At 37.4% G+C, this 17,263-nt stretch carries 15 protein-coding genes; 12 read left to right on the top strand and 3 right to left on the bottom strand.

Annotated elements, in window-relative coordinates:
- Window positions 1–141 precede the first annotated feature (141 nt).
- The gene (locus tag F6K23_RS01615; protein WP_293149896.1) at window positions 142–909 is read right to left on the bottom strand and encodes a proteasome-type protease; all 768 of its coding nucleotides are present in this window, start codon (window positions 907–909) and stop codon (window positions 142–144) included.
- 763 nt (window positions 910–1,672) lie between these two features.
- On the opposite strand from F6K23_RS01615, the gene F6K23_RS01610 reads away from it, so the two are divergent.
- The 9 genes from F6K23_RS01610 to F6K23_RS01570 all read left to right on the top strand — a co-directional run bounded on the left by F6K23_RS01610 (window position 1,673) and on the right by F6K23_RS01570 (window position 13,540).
- Entirely contained in the window at window positions 1,673–2,629 is a 957-nt protein-coding gene (locus F6K23_RS01610; protein WP_293149894.1) for an RNA polymerase sigma factor, RpoD/SigA family, read from the top strand.
- Window positions 2,630–3,924: 1,295 nt separating this feature from the next.
- The gene (locus F6K23_RS01605) at window positions 3,925–4,266 is read left to right on the top strand and encodes a DUF760 domain-containing protein (RefSeq protein ID WP_124144411.1); all 342 of its coding nucleotides are present in this window, start codon (window positions 3,925–3,927) and stop codon (window positions 4,264–4,266) included.
- A 72-nt stretch (window positions 4,267–4,338) separates the two neighbouring features.
- Window positions 4,339–4,740, top strand: a complete 402-nt coding sequence (mutT, locus tag F6K23_RS01600) for an 8-oxo-dGTP diphosphatase MutT (protein WP_293149891.1) — start codon at window positions 4,339–4,341, stop codon at window positions 4,738–4,740.
- 571 nt (window positions 4,741–5,311) lie between these two features.
- Window positions 5,312–6,538 carry a hypothetical protein gene (locus F6K23_RS01595; protein ID WP_293149889.1) on the top strand — a complete coding sequence of 409 codons (1,227 nt, stop codon included), beginning with the start codon at window positions 5,312–5,314 and terminating at the stop codon, window positions 6,536–6,538.
- A 519-nt stretch (window positions 6,539–7,057) separates the two neighbouring features.
- Entirely contained in the window at window positions 7,058–9,670 is a 2,613-nt protein-coding gene (gene priA, locus F6K23_RS01590) for a primosomal protein N' (protein ID WP_293149887.1), read from the top strand.
- 453 nt (window positions 9,671–10,123) lie between these two features.
- Window positions 10,124–10,702, top strand: coding sequence for a Uma2 family endonuclease (locus F6K23_RS01585; protein ID WP_293149885.1), 579 nt, complete (start codon window positions 10,124–10,126; stop codon window positions 10,700–10,702).
- A gap of 452 nt (window positions 10,703–11,154) precedes the next feature.
- A complete protein-coding gene (locus tag F6K23_RS01580) occupies window positions 11,155–11,970 on the top strand; it encodes a hypothetical protein (RefSeq protein ID WP_293149883.1) in 816 nt (271 codons plus the stop codon).
- A gap of 136 nt (window positions 11,971–12,106) precedes the next feature.
- Window positions 12,107–12,328 (top strand): FG-GAP repeat protein, encoded by a 222-nt coding sequence (locus F6K23_RS01575; RefSeq protein ID WP_293149881.1) that lies wholly within the window; start codon window positions 12,107–12,109, stop codon window positions 12,326–12,328.
- A 447-nt stretch (window positions 12,329–12,775) separates the two neighbouring features.
- Window positions 12,776–13,540, top strand: coding sequence for an alpha/beta fold hydrolase (locus F6K23_RS01570; protein WP_293149879.1), 765 nt, complete (start codon window positions 12,776–12,778; stop codon window positions 13,538–13,540).
- Window positions 13,541–13,916: 376 nt separating this feature from the next.
- On the opposite strand, the gene F6K23_RS01565 is transcribed toward F6K23_RS01570, so the two are convergent.
- Window positions 13,917–14,135, bottom strand: a complete 219-nt coding sequence (locus tag F6K23_RS01565) for a hypothetical protein (RefSeq protein ID WP_293149877.1) — start codon at window positions 14,133–14,135, stop codon at window positions 13,917–13,919.
- Here F6K23_RS01565 and F6K23_RS01560 point away from each other — a divergent pair.
- Together F6K23_RS01560 and F6K23_RS01555 are read left to right on the top strand one after the other, a co-directional pair.
- On the top strand, window positions 14,123–14,284 hold the full coding sequence (locus F6K23_RS01560) for a universal stress protein (RefSeq protein ID WP_293149875.1): 162 nt from the start codon (window positions 14,123–14,125) through the stop codon (window positions 14,282–14,284). The genes F6K23_RS01565 and F6K23_RS01560 overlap by 13 nt on opposite strands.
- Before the next feature lie 810 nt (window positions 14,285–15,094).
- Window positions 15,095–15,760, top strand: coding sequence for a hypothetical protein (locus tag F6K23_RS01555; RefSeq protein WP_293149873.1), 666 nt, complete (start codon window positions 15,095–15,097; stop codon window positions 15,758–15,760).
- Here F6K23_RS01555 and F6K23_RS01550 read toward each other — a convergent pair.
- Window positions 15,749–16,102: a four helix bundle protein gene (locus tag F6K23_RS01550; protein WP_293149871.1), complete on the bottom strand. Its 354-nt coding sequence runs from the start codon at window positions 16,100–16,102 to the stop codon at window positions 15,749–15,751. The two genes, F6K23_RS01555 and F6K23_RS01550, sit on opposite strands and share 12 nt — an antisense overlap.
- A gap of 584 nt (window positions 16,103–16,686) precedes the next feature.
- Here F6K23_RS01550 and F6K23_RS01545 point away from each other — a divergent pair.
- Entirely contained in the window at window positions 16,687–17,256 is a 570-nt protein-coding gene (locus F6K23_RS01545) for a ThiF family adenylyltransferase (protein ID WP_367267586.1), read from the top strand.
- The last annotated feature ends 7 nt before the right edge of the window (window positions 17,257–17,263 follow it).

Raw genomic sequence — 17,263 nt, 5'->3', positions numbered from 1 at the left:
TCTCGGACGTTCCATGCAACGTCCCTACCCACTCCCCCACTCCTGTACGGGCGAACGGCCGTTTGCTTCGCATACTCCTCTACTCCCCTACTCCTCTACTCCTCTACTCCTCTACTCCCCTACTCCCCTACTCTCCCACATTCAATCAATCAAAATATCTTCCTGAGATTCTTGAGAGTCATGTAACCAGTTTAAATCTGGCATTTCATCAAGAGCTTGCTTAATAGACTCCTCCCATAACTTTCGCACTTTAGCTAAATAAGGATCGCCCAGACGCATTTGCAGGCGATGCCGAATTTGAAAACTATCCTTTTCATACATCACCAAATTAATCGGAGGTCCCACAGAAAGATTAGATTTCATTGTAGAATCTAGAGAAACTAAAGCACATTTAGCAGCAGCTTCTAGAGAAGTAGAGAAACTCAAAGCACGGTCTAAAATTGGTTTGCCATACTTAGTCTCACCTATCTGTAAAAAAGGTGTTTCTTTTGTAGCAGAAATACAATTCCCTTGAGAATAAATCAAAAATAATTCTGGGTCTTGTCCTTTAATTTGACCCCCCAGTAAAATACTGCATCCTGTGTCAATTCGATCTTTTTGTAGCCAAGAGCGGTCTTTTTCTTGAATCTGTCTAATTTTACCTCCAATGTAGCGAGCAATTTCGTAAAGGGTAGAAATAGTATGAAGATTAGTATCCTCAGAAATCTTGAAGTCTTTTTTTAATTCAGTGATTACTCCTTGAGTAATTGACAAATTTCCAGAAGTGCTGATGAGGATAACCCGCTCTCCAGTCAGAGAAAAATCAAATAGCTTCAGGTAAGTGGAAATATAGTCTACTCCCGCATTAGTACGAGAGTCAGAGGCCATTACAATACCAGATTCAGTAATAATACCAAGGCAATAAGTCATATATTAAGTAACTCAACCGCTTCGCGGAAGCCAAAAACGAGTAAGTAATTCTGAGGAAACTTTTCAGTGCGAAATGTTATGCAAACAGAATAATGACAATCTCAAGATAGTCAAAAGTTGAAAATTGAAAGTCAAAAGTCAAGTAAATATACTTCATAGTACTCTTTTTTTGACCTTGTTCAGTATTTTTGCAAAATTTTTGTGATTTTGTTGTGCAGGATGCAATTTTTTTAAGAATTTATGATTACCCTCTTATAGATAATTTAACTAATTTAGGTAATTAAACTCATTCATCCGAAAAATCATCCTTTAGGTATAGCCATAAGACGTAATAAATGTTAACATTTCTAACATAGTATTGAGTAGTGTAAAGGCCATAGTAATTATCTGAATAGATAAGAAACGAAAAAGCTCTACTTTAGGCCAATCGAATCTGGATTCTGTACTAAAGCACTTGAACCTTAGTCAAAATCTAAATCTAAATTCTCAAAAAATAGTAAAACTTCTTTTATTGTCCACAAATTCTTACAAATAGATTCAAAAGATAAAAGATAATTTGGTTTTTTGACCAGATATAAAATCTCAGAAATCTCAAATTTATAATTTAGAATTTCTGTCGGCCAGATCAACTAGATCAAATGGCCATAAAATAAACTTCTTAAAAAAAATCCAAGGAAAGCGCAATACCCGCCCGCTTTTCTTGCTAACTCAAAACATGGGCCTCGAAACCCTACCAGTAGAGATATCTAGCGGGAGAAGAGTTATGAAGACAAAAACCTCAGACACCGATTCTGTACGCACTTACCTCAGAGAAATTGGCCGTGTACCCCTATTAACCCACGAAGAAGAAATTCTTTATGGAAAACAAGTACAACGCTTCACAGCTTTGCATGAAGTAAATAAGACCCTCACGGAAAGTTTAGGCCGCCAACCGACAATAGTAGAATGGGCAGAGGCAACAAACTTATCGACTTATGAATTGCAGCGAATTATTCGCGAAGGTGAAAGAGCCAAACGAAAAATGGTGGAGGCCAATCTACGATTGGTAGTATCTGTTGCTAAAAAGTATATCAAACGAAATGTAGATTTGCTTGACTTAATACAGGAAGGCACTATCGGTATGCAGAGAGGGGTAGAAAAATTTGACCCTACCAAGGGCTATAGATTTTCCACTTATGCTTATTGGTGGATTCGCCAGGCCATAACTAGGGCCATAGCAGAAAAAGGTCGTACAATTCGTTTGCCGATCCACATTACAGAAAAGCTGAATAAGATAAAAAAAGCCCAACGCCAACTAACTCAAGAGTTAGGACGCTCTGCCACTACCCATGAAATAGCAGAAGAACTAGGTTTCACTCCAAAACAAATTCGTGAATGTTTGGAACGCGCTCGCTTACCTCTTTCTCTGGATTTACGAGTAGGGGACAATCAAGATACGGAGTTAGGAGACCTACTTGAAGATACAGGAGCTTCTCCAGAAGATTATGCTCTCCAATCTTCCATGCGTACTGATTTAGAATCAATTATGACTGACCTGACTCCCCAACAAAAGCAAGTTTTGGCCTTAAGATTTGGCTTAGAGGATGGACAAAGTATGACTCTCTCAAAAATTGGCGATCGCCTAAATATTAGTCGTGAAAGAGTACGACAAATAGAAAGAGAAGCTCTAAGTAAACTTCGTAAAAGAAAACAAGATATGAATGATTATTTAGCTAGTTAACTTTTCTGGCGGAAAGTCCTCACGCTATAATATTTGATTCAGGACCCTATGGGAGAGCCATAACATGGAATACTAATGGACACAGGGGGAAGACATTACCTCTATACAAGCTGCAACTCTTCTGCGGGTTGAATAATCCCGCGTTGTCTTGTCGCTTAAGTGTAGCGTCGGGAGTTTATCAAAACCTATCTAAAATGAAGCTAGAGGACTCCCGGTATAATCTTAGATTTACCGAAAAATTGGGTTTAAAGCCTCGCCCTTGTAGGGCGACTTTTTATTTGAGCATGCAAGTGAATTGAATATATGCTATTGTGTCATTAGTTGCCGGGGGGCACTCGGAAACTCGTGCGCGGACGTGGAGGGAAGCGTTAGACTACCGCCAAGGAAGCAGCACCCTGTGTTAGCGGTAGCTATGCGAAGCAAAGCGTCAACCCGCCGAGGAGCTACGGCTTAGTAGGAATCCCCGTGCCTTTAGGCCGGGGAGGATGTCAAAGATAGTGGTTCAACAAATTGACTGTGTAGGCGCACTGTCGGGGGTTGGAAACAATCTAGGTAAGTGCCACTCAAGCAGTAAACCTAAATCATGAGGTTTGGGAATTCCTCGTTATAATCGAGCGATTTAACGAGGGAGGATGTCAATAACCCTGTAAAGAAATACCACAAGAGGCAGAGGAAATAAAATACTTTTTCTCTGCTTTAGGTTTCTCAACTTCTAAATCAATTTATCTCTCATATCATGTCCATTGGTATCGTTTGTATAAAAACTGGGTAAATCTCTACTTTTTCTTTCTTCCTTATAGTTCATAAAATATTGCTACAGTCACAACATAAAGAACAGGGAACAGGGAAAGAAAAACAGGATTAAAAAGAGTAAAAAGTGTTGAATTTTTATAATTTATGGAATTGATGATTTTTTCTTGTCGGAATCAATTACCAATTAAGATGTCACTACCTTTTTTGAATTTGTTATTACTTGCACTCGATCATACCGATGCTGTTGGACTTGAGTTATATTGACATTTAAAGCTTCAAAATGTATTATTACATAATATATACTTATAGAGCCTATTAAAATGATATGCAAATTTTGTCCCAACCAATGGCTAATATTCTAGCTGTCATAATTTCTACGCACATTTTAAGCTAGCTTTTAAATAATGGACATTGAAAATACCTGAAGTAATAATTTCGGTTATATCTACTTTGATCTGACAATTATGCTGTTACATTAGTTTATAGGAAGTAAGAATATTAACAACCCCAATATATAAAGTTTCTGAAACGGAGTTAGTAAAGTGACCAATAGAAGAAATCAAACCCGAGAGTTTTTTGAAGAAAGTTCAGAAGGAAGTAATTTACTCTGGGAATATGTCCAATCTATGAGTTCAGACACAGTTTCTCAATTATCAAAGCCAAATTCTCAAGAAGTTTTTCAAGTGATGGAAAGAAACATTGTTGGACTTTTAGGCAATCTACCCTCAGAACAATTTAATGTAAGTGTAACAACCAGTAGAGAAAATTTAGGTAAGTTATTAGCTTCAGCAATGATCAGTGGTTATTTTCTCAGAAATGCTGAACAGAGAATGACATTTGAAAAATCTTTGCCAGGAAATCAAATCAGCAATAATGAAGGTTAATTAATTAAGTTTTGATCGTCCTCTTGGTTAATTAACCAGGGGATTTTTGTTTGAAATAGAAAAGATTAAAATATGGTATTGCCTCATAAGTTAATTGGTGTTGCTGTCATCTGGAATGAAGCAGGAAAAATTTTAATTGATAAACGACTACCTGGGGGTACATTTGGCGGTTTATGGGAATTTCCAGGTGGCAAAATAGAAGCAGGTGAAACAATAGAAGATTGTATTAAAAGAGAAATCTTAGAGGAGTTAGGAATTGAGATTGCAGTAGAAGAACATTTAATTACTATAGAACATAGTTATTCTGAAGTTAAAATAACACTTCATGTCTATCATTGTCGCTATTTGCGGGGAATACCAAAAACTATAGAATGTGATGAGTTTAAGTGGGTGACATTAGATAATATCGAGCAATTTACATTTCCCCAAGCAAATAGTCAGATTATTACTGCTCTGAAAAAAAATCCACATTAGTTGAGATACTCTACGGTCTGTTTTGACTGTCATCGACATATTTTACGGCAATTAAATTAAATATAAGAAGCAAATAGTTTAGCATTGCAGATTAAATTATGACCTGAATACCATTTTCTAGAAAAGTTGCAACCGCTCATCAAGCATTGCCTTTCATGTGATGCAGAGCAGTTATACTACAGATGATTTTCCCTTAGCTAAGTTAGATGAGCAAAAACTCAATAAACTCTCCAATTTGCTGTGTCAAAGCGATCTGCTGTAACATCATCTCCAGTAGCATTACTGTAAAAAAGAAGAAGGAAGAGGACTGAAGTTAGAAAAATCTTTCATTGTCTGAGTTTTCAGCTTTTGATATGTTCTAACCTTTGTTGGTGACATCTAGGTATGAGGATTAGGTTTACCGGTATAGGGTCATTCTGCATTTTTGAGAATTGGTATAATTTAATAATAGAAAATACGATAATATTTGTACCATTGTTTACCCACTGTGTATTAACAAAAGTGAACCTTAAAAAAGGTTTGACTTGTCAGATTAAATATTCCCATAGCTCAACAAAATTATAATGTAATAATGGCAAAAATACATCTTTGGCCAGAAGTTCCCAACATAATCGATGATTTAATTCATGTAAGTACAACTATCGAAACAACAAATCAATCTAAATTTAACCTTTGGTATCGTTTTCCGATTAAATATCAAGATTGTCTGACAGATAGCTGTGATCCTTTTGTTATTGCTACTATTTTCTTAGCAATGAGTCAAGGTTGTGATTTAATCGTTCATGGTCAAGTTTCTCCATCTTTACTAGATAATTTAAACGAATTTCAATTGGCATGGTCTTCTTGGAAACCTAAAATTTATCAGAAAATAAATATTACAGCAGATGTAGAAAAAGAGACTAAGAAAAATCTTGAGCAAGAAGTTGCCATTTCTGCTTTTTCTGGTGGTGTTGACAGTTGTTTTACTGCTTTATGTAATACAAAAGGAATTAATCTCGAAAATAAAAAGAATTTACAAGCTTGTTTAATGGTACATGGTTTTGATATTCCTATTAAACAACAAGAAGTATTTGCAAGAGCTTTTCTCACCTCTCAAAGAATTACTGCTAGTTTAGGATTAGAATTAATTCCTATGGCTACTAATTTTCGTCAGGTAATTAAACTTAATTGGGAAGATGTACATGGAGTAGCGATCGCTTCTTGTTTTTATTTACTGACTAAAATGTATAATACAGGAATTATTGCTTCGAGTTATTCTTCTTTTGACCTTAAAGGTTACAATATAAACACTCTTCCTTCTAGTTACTCTCATAAAAATGCTCACTTAGCTTGGGGTACAAATCCTTTAACAGATTTATTTTTATCGAGTAATTCACTAAAAATTGTCGATCATGGAGATGGATATAGTCGCTTACAAAAAATTGAACAAATGTTAGATTGGCAAGAATTTCTAGAAAATTTGAGAGTTTGTTGGCAAGGAGAAAGAAAAGATGTTAATTGTGGACATTGTGAAAAATGTATACGCACAATTCTCTGCTTTCGCGCTTTAGGTTATGGATTACCTCCTTGTTTTGAAGAAGATATTACAGATCGGGAAATTTTAAATCTTAAATTAAGAGATTACCATATCAGTGAAATGGAAAATTTGATTACCCACATTAAAATAACACAGCCTGGTATACTATCATCATCTTGGCTAAAAACTTTACAAAAAACGATTAAACGCAATCGAATTTTAGACTTTTTTGACAAAAAAATTACTTTTCAAGTAAAACAATTTATTAGACAATTTAGATAAATATTACTTAACTACAACTACTATTAATAAAAAAAAATTTTCTTGCCAACAAACTCTTAAGTTTACTAAAACTTCATCCCAATTATAAATATCTTAGGACTTATATCCTATCCGCTGGGGCGCGTTTGTGTAAAACCAAGTAAGAAATTATAAACAGATATTATATAGAACCCATTCTTGATCTGTTAAACTGCTTGAATATGGCATTTGTCTAACTCTTGTTTAGGATAATTGGCGATCGCTACTTAGTATAACCTTGGACGGAAAAGATACCAAATGGGTTCTATAAAACATCCATTACCGAATAATTAAGGTAAAAATTCTCTCCTTTAAAGGAGAAACAATGAATTAATTTTCCTTTTATTCAATCCTCTTCCACTTTTAGGGAGAGGTCTATTATCAATTATCCATTATTGAAGTTGCTAGCAAAATCTTGCCAGATATAGTAAGCTAGTGCAAACAAATTTAGGGAAATACATTAGCAAAACACCCTAATTGTACCCTAGTTAATTTGACAAAATGTCCCAAACTACTCAAACACTCTCAAAACCAATATTGGCTGAACCTGGATCGTCTTACATGAACAACCATCCTCAAGAGTCGCAAGAGTGGGTGGAAGTTTTAGTTGATGTTCCTTTCAAAACTTCAACAGATGATGCTCAAGAGGAGGAAAAGTTATTTACCTACAAAATACCTCCCGATCTGGACATTCAACCAGGAGACATTTTAACAGTACCCTTTGGCAGTCAACAGGTAGGAGCGATCGCCATTCGCAAAACCTCCCAACTACCAGAAGGGTTAACAAGCGATCGCCTCAAAAATGTATCGGATATTATTACTAGAGGTTTTTTCCCTCCCACTTATTGGCAACTTATAGAAAAAATTGCTAGTTATTATCAAACACCTATTATTAGAGTTATTCGCACAGCTCTACCACCAGGGTTACTCAAACGTAGTCAACGACGCATCCGCATTATAGAAGAGGCAATACCAACAGGTGCAGAAATTTTCCTCAATGCTACCGCTAAAAAAATTCTGGAAGTTCTGCAAAATTCCAAAACCAAAGATTACACCTGGCAATACATTCAACGTCAAGTCAAAGGTGCTAACCGAGGATTAAAAGATTTACTCCAACGAGGTTGGGTAGAAAGTTATCTCGAACCTCCTTCCCCACCAAAACCAAAATTGAGACAAGCTGTAACTTTAGTTGTTCAAAACTTACCGCGAGATTTAACCCCACGTCAACAAGAAGTTATGGAAGTGCTACGGCGAAAGGGTGGGGAAACATGGTTAACTGAATTGCTTAACAGTTGCAAAACTAATTCTTCTGTAGTCAGAAAACTAGAAGAAAAAGGCTATGTCATCATAGAAGCACAGGAGGTGTTGCGACGAGAAGAAGGTAGGGGCAATATCAGAGATGAAATCAAAATGCTGACCCCCTATCAAGCAGAAGCACTAACAACTATTACCCAGATTCAAGAATTTGCTCAAATATTGTTACATGGAGTTACGGGGTCTGGGAAAACAGAAGTATACTTACAGGCGATCGCTCCCATCCTGGAAAATGGCAAATCTGCTCTTGTACTTGTTCCTGAAATTGGTCTAACACCCCAACTCACCGATAGATTTCGCGCTCGTTTCGGAAACAAAGTTTACGTTTACCATAGCGCTCTATCTCCGGGGGAACGTTACGATACCTGGCGTAATATGACATGGGGTATTCCTCAAGTTATTATTGGCACTCGCTCCGCTATCTTTGCTCCATTACCAAAATTAGGTTTAATTGTATTAGACGAAGAACACGATAATAGTTTCAAACAAGACCGCCCCGCGCCTTGTTATCATGCTCGCACTGTAGCAAAATGGCGAGCAGAATTGGAAAACTGCCCATTAATATTAGGTTCCGCAACACCCTCTTTAGAAAGTTGGTTAGAAACAAGAGAATACCACCCAGAAAACTTGAGTCAAGCATCTCCTAATCTACCAGAAAATGTAGATGAAAATGTTTCCCCAAAACCTAACACCCAAAACCTAACACCTAAAACCTACTACCTGTCATTACCAGAGCGCGTCCACTCACGACCAATGCCACCTATAGAAATAGTGGATATGCGCCAACAACTGCGACAGGGAAACCGCACAATGTTCAGCTATCCTCTACAAGAAGCACTGCAACAATTACAAGAAACAAAACAACAAGGAATTTTATTCATCCACCGTCGCGGTCATAGTACATTTGTGTCTTGTCGTAGTTGCGGTTATGTAATGGAATGTCCCCACTGTGACGTTTCTCTTTCCTATCATTATACCCACGAAGGTGCGACTCAACTGTTACGTTGTCATTACTGTAATTACACCCAACTACAACCCCAACGTTGCCCTGAATGTGATTCTCCTTTCTTTAAATTTTTTGGCAGCGGTACTCAAAAGGTAACTCAAGAGTTAACTAGACAATTTCCCGATTTACGATGTATTAGATATGATAGCGACACTACTCGCACCAAAGATGCACATCGAATATTGTTAACTCAGTTTGCTAATGGAGAAGCAGATTTATTAATCGGTACTCAGATGTTGACCAAAGGTTTAGATTTAGCTCAGGTGACATTAGTAGGAGTTGTATCCGCTGATGGGTTACTACATTTTTCAGATTATCGTGCTAATGAGCGTACTTTTCAAACGTTGTTGCAAGTAGCGGGACGTGCTGGTCGTGGAGATAACCCAGGGCGAGTAATTATTCAGACTTATACTCCCGAACATCCTGTGATTCAAGCAGTGCAACGTAATGATTATGAGTCTTTTGTGGAGACTGAATTACAAGCAAGAGCAGAATTGCGATATCCTCCTCACGGGCGATTAATTTTATTACGTCTGAGTAGTTATGATCCGACTGAAGTAGCGGTAACTGCTCAAAAGTTAGCAAGTGTGCTGATGGAAAAAGCGGAGGAAGGAAAATATGATTTATTAGGTCCTGCACCCGCTCCTATTGCGAGAGTCGCTAATCGTTATCGGTGGCAGATTTTGTTAAAGTTATCGCCTGGATGTGAAGATGTACCAGATTTGACTAAGTTGATTAATCTTTGTCCGCCAGCGGTCAGTTTTACTGTGGATATCGATCCTATGAACTTGTGATAGTTTGTAGTAGGGCTTTAGCCCGAACTATTTATGTGGCTAAAGAGTAGTTTTTCGCTATTCCAAATATTTCAGTGCGTTACTATTGTCCAATAGTTACAGTAGTTTCCACGCGTTATTGTTGTACATATGCGCAGCAAGTAAAGAACAACTTTTTCTGATTGTCAAGGGATTAGGGTTTGGAGACCAAACCCCTACGGTTATTCAGACTCTAAAAAAAGAGCCACTATTTTCCTATAATACTAATCTAATTTCAGAATATAGCAACTTTTTCTAGTTGTCAAGGTGCGATCGCTATTAAATCACCAAAAATTCCTGGAGTAATTTCAATATGTTTTATGTTACACTTATGAAGAAAAAGACGTTGCATAGAACGTCTCCGCAGAGCAGGAAGCAGCAAGAAAGAATTTATAATTTCTGTCTGTTCCCTGTTCCCTAAAAAGGAGAAAAATTATGATTGCTGAACCTCAAAATTATCGAAAAATGAGTCCTGAAGAGTATCTCGAATGGGAAGCAAAACAGGAACTTCGTTATGAATATATTGATGGTGAAATTTTTGCCATGACTGGGGGAACTATTCCTCATTCTAAAATTTACCTCAATTTCTACAGAGCTTTGTTTCCTCATTTGAGTCAAAGAGGTTGTGAAGCGTATGTTGCAGATGTGAAAGTTCAGGCAAATGAAAATAGTCGTTATTTCTATCCCGATCTAGTGGTTACTTGTCACCCTGACGATCTAAAATCCCGTGACTTTATCCAACATCCAAAAGTAATTGTTGAGGTGCTTTCGCCAAGTACAGCAAGTTACGATCGCGGCGATAAGTTTAAATATTATCGTCAAATTCCTAGTTTGCAGGAATATGTATTGGTAGACTCGGAATCAAATTCAGTGGAAATTTATCGTCGAAGAGAGGGGAAAATGTGGCTTTGCAATTTTTATGAAGCGGGAGAGGCGATCGCTTTAGAAAGTATAGAGTTTGAATGTCCGATGGAACTTTTGTATGAAGGAGTGACATTTGAAGTCAGAAGTTAGACTTGATAATTACTATACCATAGTCATTGCGACTTACACTCCGTGGAAGGAAGCAATCTCAGGGGTTATGTGAGATTGCTTCCTATCGTTGCTGGACTGTTCAACCAGGTAGGAGTAATAATTCAGAATTTAGGATTCAGGAGTAATAATTTAGGAAAAACTAGGAATTATATGAGGAAGGTAGGAGGAAAAATTATTTATCCCTTGATTTTTCTGCCCTTATCTGTCTAAAATACTAACTTTTTGCACCTTGGTAGACCACAGTAGGGCGAATGGCTATCCCCCCTACGACTCTCTGTTCCCTATTCCCTCTCTCAACTAGGAAACTTATTTTGCACAACTAAAGAAAATCTTAAATATTTTTATGAAGCAGCAAATTACTTGTAAAAACAACTCAACACAAAGTATAATCCTTTCCGTAAAAACTTAATAAATGGGAACAAACTAAAAATATGGTAGAGGTTAATATTAATCCTTGGGGCAATGGTGAAATAGACGAAGATCGGCCTATAGACACAAGCGACCCTACTTATGTAATCGTACATGGTTTCACAGAAACGGGTGGAAATCCAGGTAATATATTCAGAAAAAGACCCACACGTTGGATGTCAGAAATGGCAGACAATATACGAAATTTGGAACGCGATGATGCTAACATTTTGCTAGTAGATTGGCAAGATGCTAGGACTCTCAATTATCCTGCTGCTGCTGGCAGAGTTGATGATGTGGGAGTTGAGGTAGCAGACTATTTGTTGGAGGAAGGTGTCAACCCTGCTACTACCACTCTCATTGGTTTCAGTTTAGGTGCTCATGTAGTGGGTGAAGCAGGTGAAAGACTTCGTGAATCTAGTGGCAAAGTCGATCTTCTTATTGGTCTCGATCCAGCAAGAAGTATGTTTGAAGAAGGAGCGCCACTCTTTGATAATAAATTCACAGATCCAAATGATCGCCTAGATGCAAATGATGCGGACAGAGTTGTTGCTCTCCACACTAGCCGTGGAATTGGATACAACGGCGAATTAGCTGACTTAGATTTATACATTAACTGGGATGATCGATTACAACCAGGTTCCTCTGGTCCTATAGGTAATCACAGATACGCTCACGATTTGTATATCGATCTATTAGATGGAGCCACATTCCTGCAAAGTAACGATACTACTTTGCCAAACAATATTTTCTCACTCGATACTATTATGAATCGTGATACTATTATGAACCATGAGATAACAAATATAGATGGATCAGGATTAGAGATAGATACTTAGGAGGGATGGTTTTTCTAATCAACGCAATAACAACTATAGCGTTAGCTATGCTTGGCCTTAAAAACTAACAACTTTTGACGACGACAATGGATACAGGAGTGGTTCAGCTTACCTATTTGACACTACTACTGGCAATTTGCTCCATAAATTTACTGCACCCGACAGTTCTGCATCCGACCGCTTCGGATGGTCAGTAGCTCTAAGCGATAACACAGCCCTCATTGGTTCTGTAGGAGACAACGACAAAGGAACTAACAGTGGTTCAGCCTACCTGTTTACCACTAACACTAACACTAAATCAACACCAGAACCATCATCGCTCTTAGGAATAGTAGCCACAGTCGCGATCGCCACCTGATCCCGAAAAAAGCAGCAGAAAAAATAACTATAAAAATATCTCATAACTAACTTATCAAGCAAGGAATTCAGCCTCTAAATCTTTGCTTGATTTTTTTTGAGAGTTCTACTTACATTTTCATAACTTACGCACGGACACGCTTATCCAGTGAGGGCAACATATAAAGCGGAGCTTTGCGGAACGCAAATGCCATTTGCCCCTACATATGGTATTTTCAAGGTGAATTTGCGTAAGTCCTGAAAATGCTATAAAAAACTTGTAGATAATTATAGATGGAAAAAATCCATCAAAACTGGACATAGCCATAATTCCTAGCTTTTTTGCCCAGTAATAGCTAGTGGCTATATAGCAAAAGTTTGTAGGATGATTGTAGCAGTTCCATTTTGGAACTCAACACAAAGCATAATATTTTCAGTAAACACTTATACATGGGAACAAACCAAAAATATGGTAGACGTTTTCTTTAATTCTTGGGATAATGGCGGATTAGATAATTCACGCTCTATAGACACCAGCGATCCTACTTATGTAATCGTACATGGTTACCGAAGTACGGGTGGAAATCCAGGTAATAATTTCACCCCTCAAAGTTGGATGTCAGAAATGGCACAAAATATACGAGATTTGGAAGGCAATGATGCTAACATTTTGTTAGTAGATTGGCAAGATGGCGCTGATACTCTCAATTATTTTGCTGCTGCTGACAGAGTTGATGATGTGGGAGTTGAGGTAGCAGACTATTTGTTGGGTCAAGGTGTTAATCCTGCCGATACTACTCTTATCGGTCACAGTTTAGGTGCTCATGTGATGGGTGAAGCAGGAGAAGAATTTCGCGAACGAAGTGGCGAAGTCGATCAACTTATTGGTCTCGATCCAGCAGGTCCTGAGTTTGAAGGAGGTTGGTTCTCTAGTGCTAACCCCACAGACGATCGCTTAGATCCAAGTGATGCGGATAGAGTTGTTGCTTTCCATACAAGCAGTACATTGGGATACGATGACCCATTAGCTGACTTAGATGTATATATTAACTGGGACGATCTATTCCAACCAGGTTCCTTTAGTTTTGTAGGTAATCACGGCTACGCTCACACATTGTATAACGATCTATTAGATGGAGCAGCATTCGCGCAAAGCGACGGCACCACTTTCTCACTCTCGACTGTTGATGGTAACACGACAGGTTCAGTATTTGTAGATACTTTTGCTGTATAGTCTAATGGATAAGGTGACACTGTTTTCCTAATCAAGGCAATAATACCAATTCAATAAATGTTTGCTACAAATAGCTAGGGTACTTTTTAGGAGTTAACCCACCCCTCGCCCCTCCCCCTCCCAGGAGGGGAAGTCAGGAGTCATAAGTCATAAAGAATTGCTTCAATACCATTTTTTAAGCCGTAAATCATCTTTTTTCTCAAAAGGACATCTCCTACAAAATATTTTTATCGCCCTTACTATTCGTAACATTCTTTTTTCAAAATGGTATAACAACTGTAGCATTAGCAATGCTTTGCCTGAAAAACTAACAAAAAAATAGTGGTTTGCATATAAATTAATCACAAACCGCTATATTTTTTTACCTATATTTCTCTTAAGATTCTGCTTGAATTCTTTGTATTGCTTTCTCGATTTTTTCTGCATCTTCTCCTTTACCTTGCTCTTTTAATAAGTCTCTAGCTTTCGTAAGAGATACTAATGCTTCAAGTCGTTTATTTTCCAAGTATAATGCTACCCATAGTTGATAATGAAGCACTGCTAGGTCTGGTTTGAGGCGAACAGAATTTTCAAATTGGGAAATTGCTTCTGACAAATTATGCTGTAGTTAATTTTGCTGATACTCATAACTGTGACGTTGTAGTTATTGGTGCTATCAAGGAAGGATTTTTGAAACAAGCAATTAATGGCAATATTACAGAGGCGATCGCTCGTGGTTGTTATTGTACTGTAATTCTGGTGTAGACTGCTTGTAGTAAATGATATCATGTCCGCTGTGGACGAGTCAAAACAAGAGTAGCAGGAATGGTTTATATCATGTTAGGACGGGTCAGTTATAAATCAAATTTAATGATTGACAGTATGGACAGTACCAAATAAATACTGAAATTCTCTTTATTTTTCTCCAGTATTTCCTCTTTTCCTTCTTTATTCACTCCTGAATCCTGACTCCTGACTCCTCACAACAGGTATTTATAAGTATTCAACCGAAGATGATATTATACCTTTCAAACTCAACCAAACAAATTTGAAGGTTGGGGGATTTTTCAACCAATTAATGACAAAATAGCAAAGTTTGTAGAAGAACAAAGCTTACCTCAATTAGAGGAATATTTCCAACTTTTAAAACCTCTTAAATTATTCCTTGCTTGTCAATTAAAAGGGCAAAAATGGCTAGCATATCCAACTAATGAGTCTGATGCTAAACAACGTTTTGGTTTTGCTAAACCTATAGCAGTTCATATCATGTCCGGCAGCATCGGTCTTGTATAGCAAAGGTCATTTCAGTTATCAGTTATCAGTTATCAGTTATCAGTACCGACCACTAAAGCTGGAGGCTTGAAATACTGAACTGAATATTTTTTCATCCCCTTAAAAGGGGAGGCTTTGGACCTCATTTTTTGGTAAGGAAGAGGGAAGAAGGAAGAGGGAAGAGAGAAGAGGAAGAAAGGCTACCCTCGCAAGAAAAAAACCATTATTTCCTGTAGATATTCACCCTTGGGTTTACACAAACGATATAAACGGACATGATATCATCTAGTAACAGAAGGAGCTATGTTTGAGCCAATAATTGCTAGATTTGATGGTAGTTCCTGGTGGTTTGAAGATATCGATCGCCGTGCTGACCTTTTTGTTGCGGAACAGTTACGGGAAGCGTTGAAAAATATTACGCCACTCAAAGAAGTCAGGTTTAAGGGGATAACTCCAGAAATGAAAACAGTTTATGACTTAGTAGCGCGACAAAAAGAAGAGTTTATGAAACAAATGCAACAACAAAGGGATGAAAAACAACTGCGTGAAGCGTTAGAAATGGGAGGAGGTGAATTGCAGGATTTTCGCGATCGCTCTACTTATTGGCAAGTAGAATGGGTGACAAGGGATGGAGAACGTCATACTTCTGCTATTGATAAAAATGATTTGACAGTGGTGAGTGCTGGTATTTTTTTGAGTGGGGGCGATCGACATTTTGACTTACAGTCTTTAGTGGGTGTTGTTAAAGAAGGAAGAAGGAAGAGGGAAGAAGGAAGAAGGGAAGAAGGGAAGGAAGGAGGGAAGAAGGGAAGAAGGGAAGAAGAGAAGAAGGGAAGAAGGGAAGAGGGAAGGAAGGAGGAAAGACCGAATCAAGAAAAAGGAAGGAGGAAGGAAAGACTGAAGTTACAAGGAAGTAGGAAAAAGGAAGGAAGAAAGAGGAAGGAAGAAAGAGGAAAATTATGCTTCTAATTTGCGAATAGTGGCTATAATAAGACGTTGTCGTTCATCAACTTCTTGAATGATAGAATTAAATAGTTCTGGTTTAGCTAAATTTACTGCTTTAGCAATAATTAATTGGGTATCTAACTCTCTGAGGGAACCTAGAGCAATTCTGAGAAAACGTATATATTCAACTTTACTTGTTCTGCCATATCCTTCAGCAATATTTGAAGGAACTGAAACACAACTACGACGAATTTGACTGGTTAAACCGTAAAGTTCAGAAGTGGGAAAATGTTGAGTTATTTGGTAGCAATTAATAGCCATTTTAACACCTCTTTTCCATATATATTGTTCTCGATGACTACCCATAAATTAAAATACCTTTAATAAGTAAGAAGGAAGAAGGAAGAAGGAAGAAGTAAGAAGTAAGAAAGAAAAAGTAGATAGGGATAGTCTCCTACAAGCTGCTCCATGTCTACAAACTCCAATTAATAAGTAAGAAGGAAGAAGGAAGAAGGAAGTAAGAAGGAAAAAGTAGATAGGGATAGTCTCCAAAAAGCTACTCCAAGTCTATAAACTCCAAGCAATCTTTACCCCTTCTTACTTCTTCCTGATAAATTATATCCCTTCTTCTTTCGAGTTGATAACTTTTAATTTTCAACTTTAGTCCTTCCTACTTATTCTTTCCTTCCTTCTTACTTCTTATTTCCAACTTTAGTCCTTCTTCCTTCTTCCCTCTTCCTTCTTCCTTCAAAACATTGATAACTTTTAACTTCCAACTTTACCCCTTCTAACTTCCCCTTTCCTTCCTTCTTACTTCTTACTTCCTACTTCCAACTTTAGTATTTCTTCCTTCTTCCTTCTTCCTTCTTCCTTCTTCCTTCCAAACTATGTTTTTTCACGAACAACTTTACCGCAGTCTAGAAGTTATGACAAAGCTAAAAAATTTGTGAATAACTATTTGTGGTGCAGGTGCTTTAGGAGCAAATATTACTGAAAATTTAGCTCGTTCTGGGTTTAGTAAATTACGAGTTATAGATTGCGATCGCATTGAGGAGCGTAACTTATCTACTCAACCTTATTATCGTTCTGATGTGGGAGCTTTTAAGGTTAAAATTTTGACTAATAGTCTCTATCGTGCTTTAGGAGTAAAAATTGATGGTCAAGCTCAAAAATTAACTGAAGAAAATGTGGGTAAACTATTAGGAAAAAGTGAGTTAGTGATTGATACTTTTGATAATAGTATTAGTCGGAGTGCTGTGAAAAATTATTGTGCTGATGCTAATATTTCTTGTCTTCATGTAGGGTTAGCTTCTGAATATTCAGAGATAATTTGGAATGAAAATTATCGAGTTCCTTCTCCAGTCAATGATGATATTTGTGATTATCCATTAGCGAGAAATTTAGTAATGTTAACTGTTGCTGTTGCTTGTGAAGTTGTGGTGAATTTTGCAGCGACAAAACAGCAGGATAATTTTACCGTTACTTTAGGAGATTTTGCTGTTAGGTCTATAGATTTTTAGAAGGGGA

It is taken from the genome of Okeania sp. SIO2C9, from assembly GCF_010672455.1.
Classification (GTDB): Bacteria; Cyanobacteriota; Cyanobacteriia; order Cyanobacteriales; family Microcoleaceae; genus Okeania.
The sequence above is the reverse complement of the archived record's forward strand: the minus strand, read 5'-3'. Positions and strand labels throughout refer to the sequence as shown.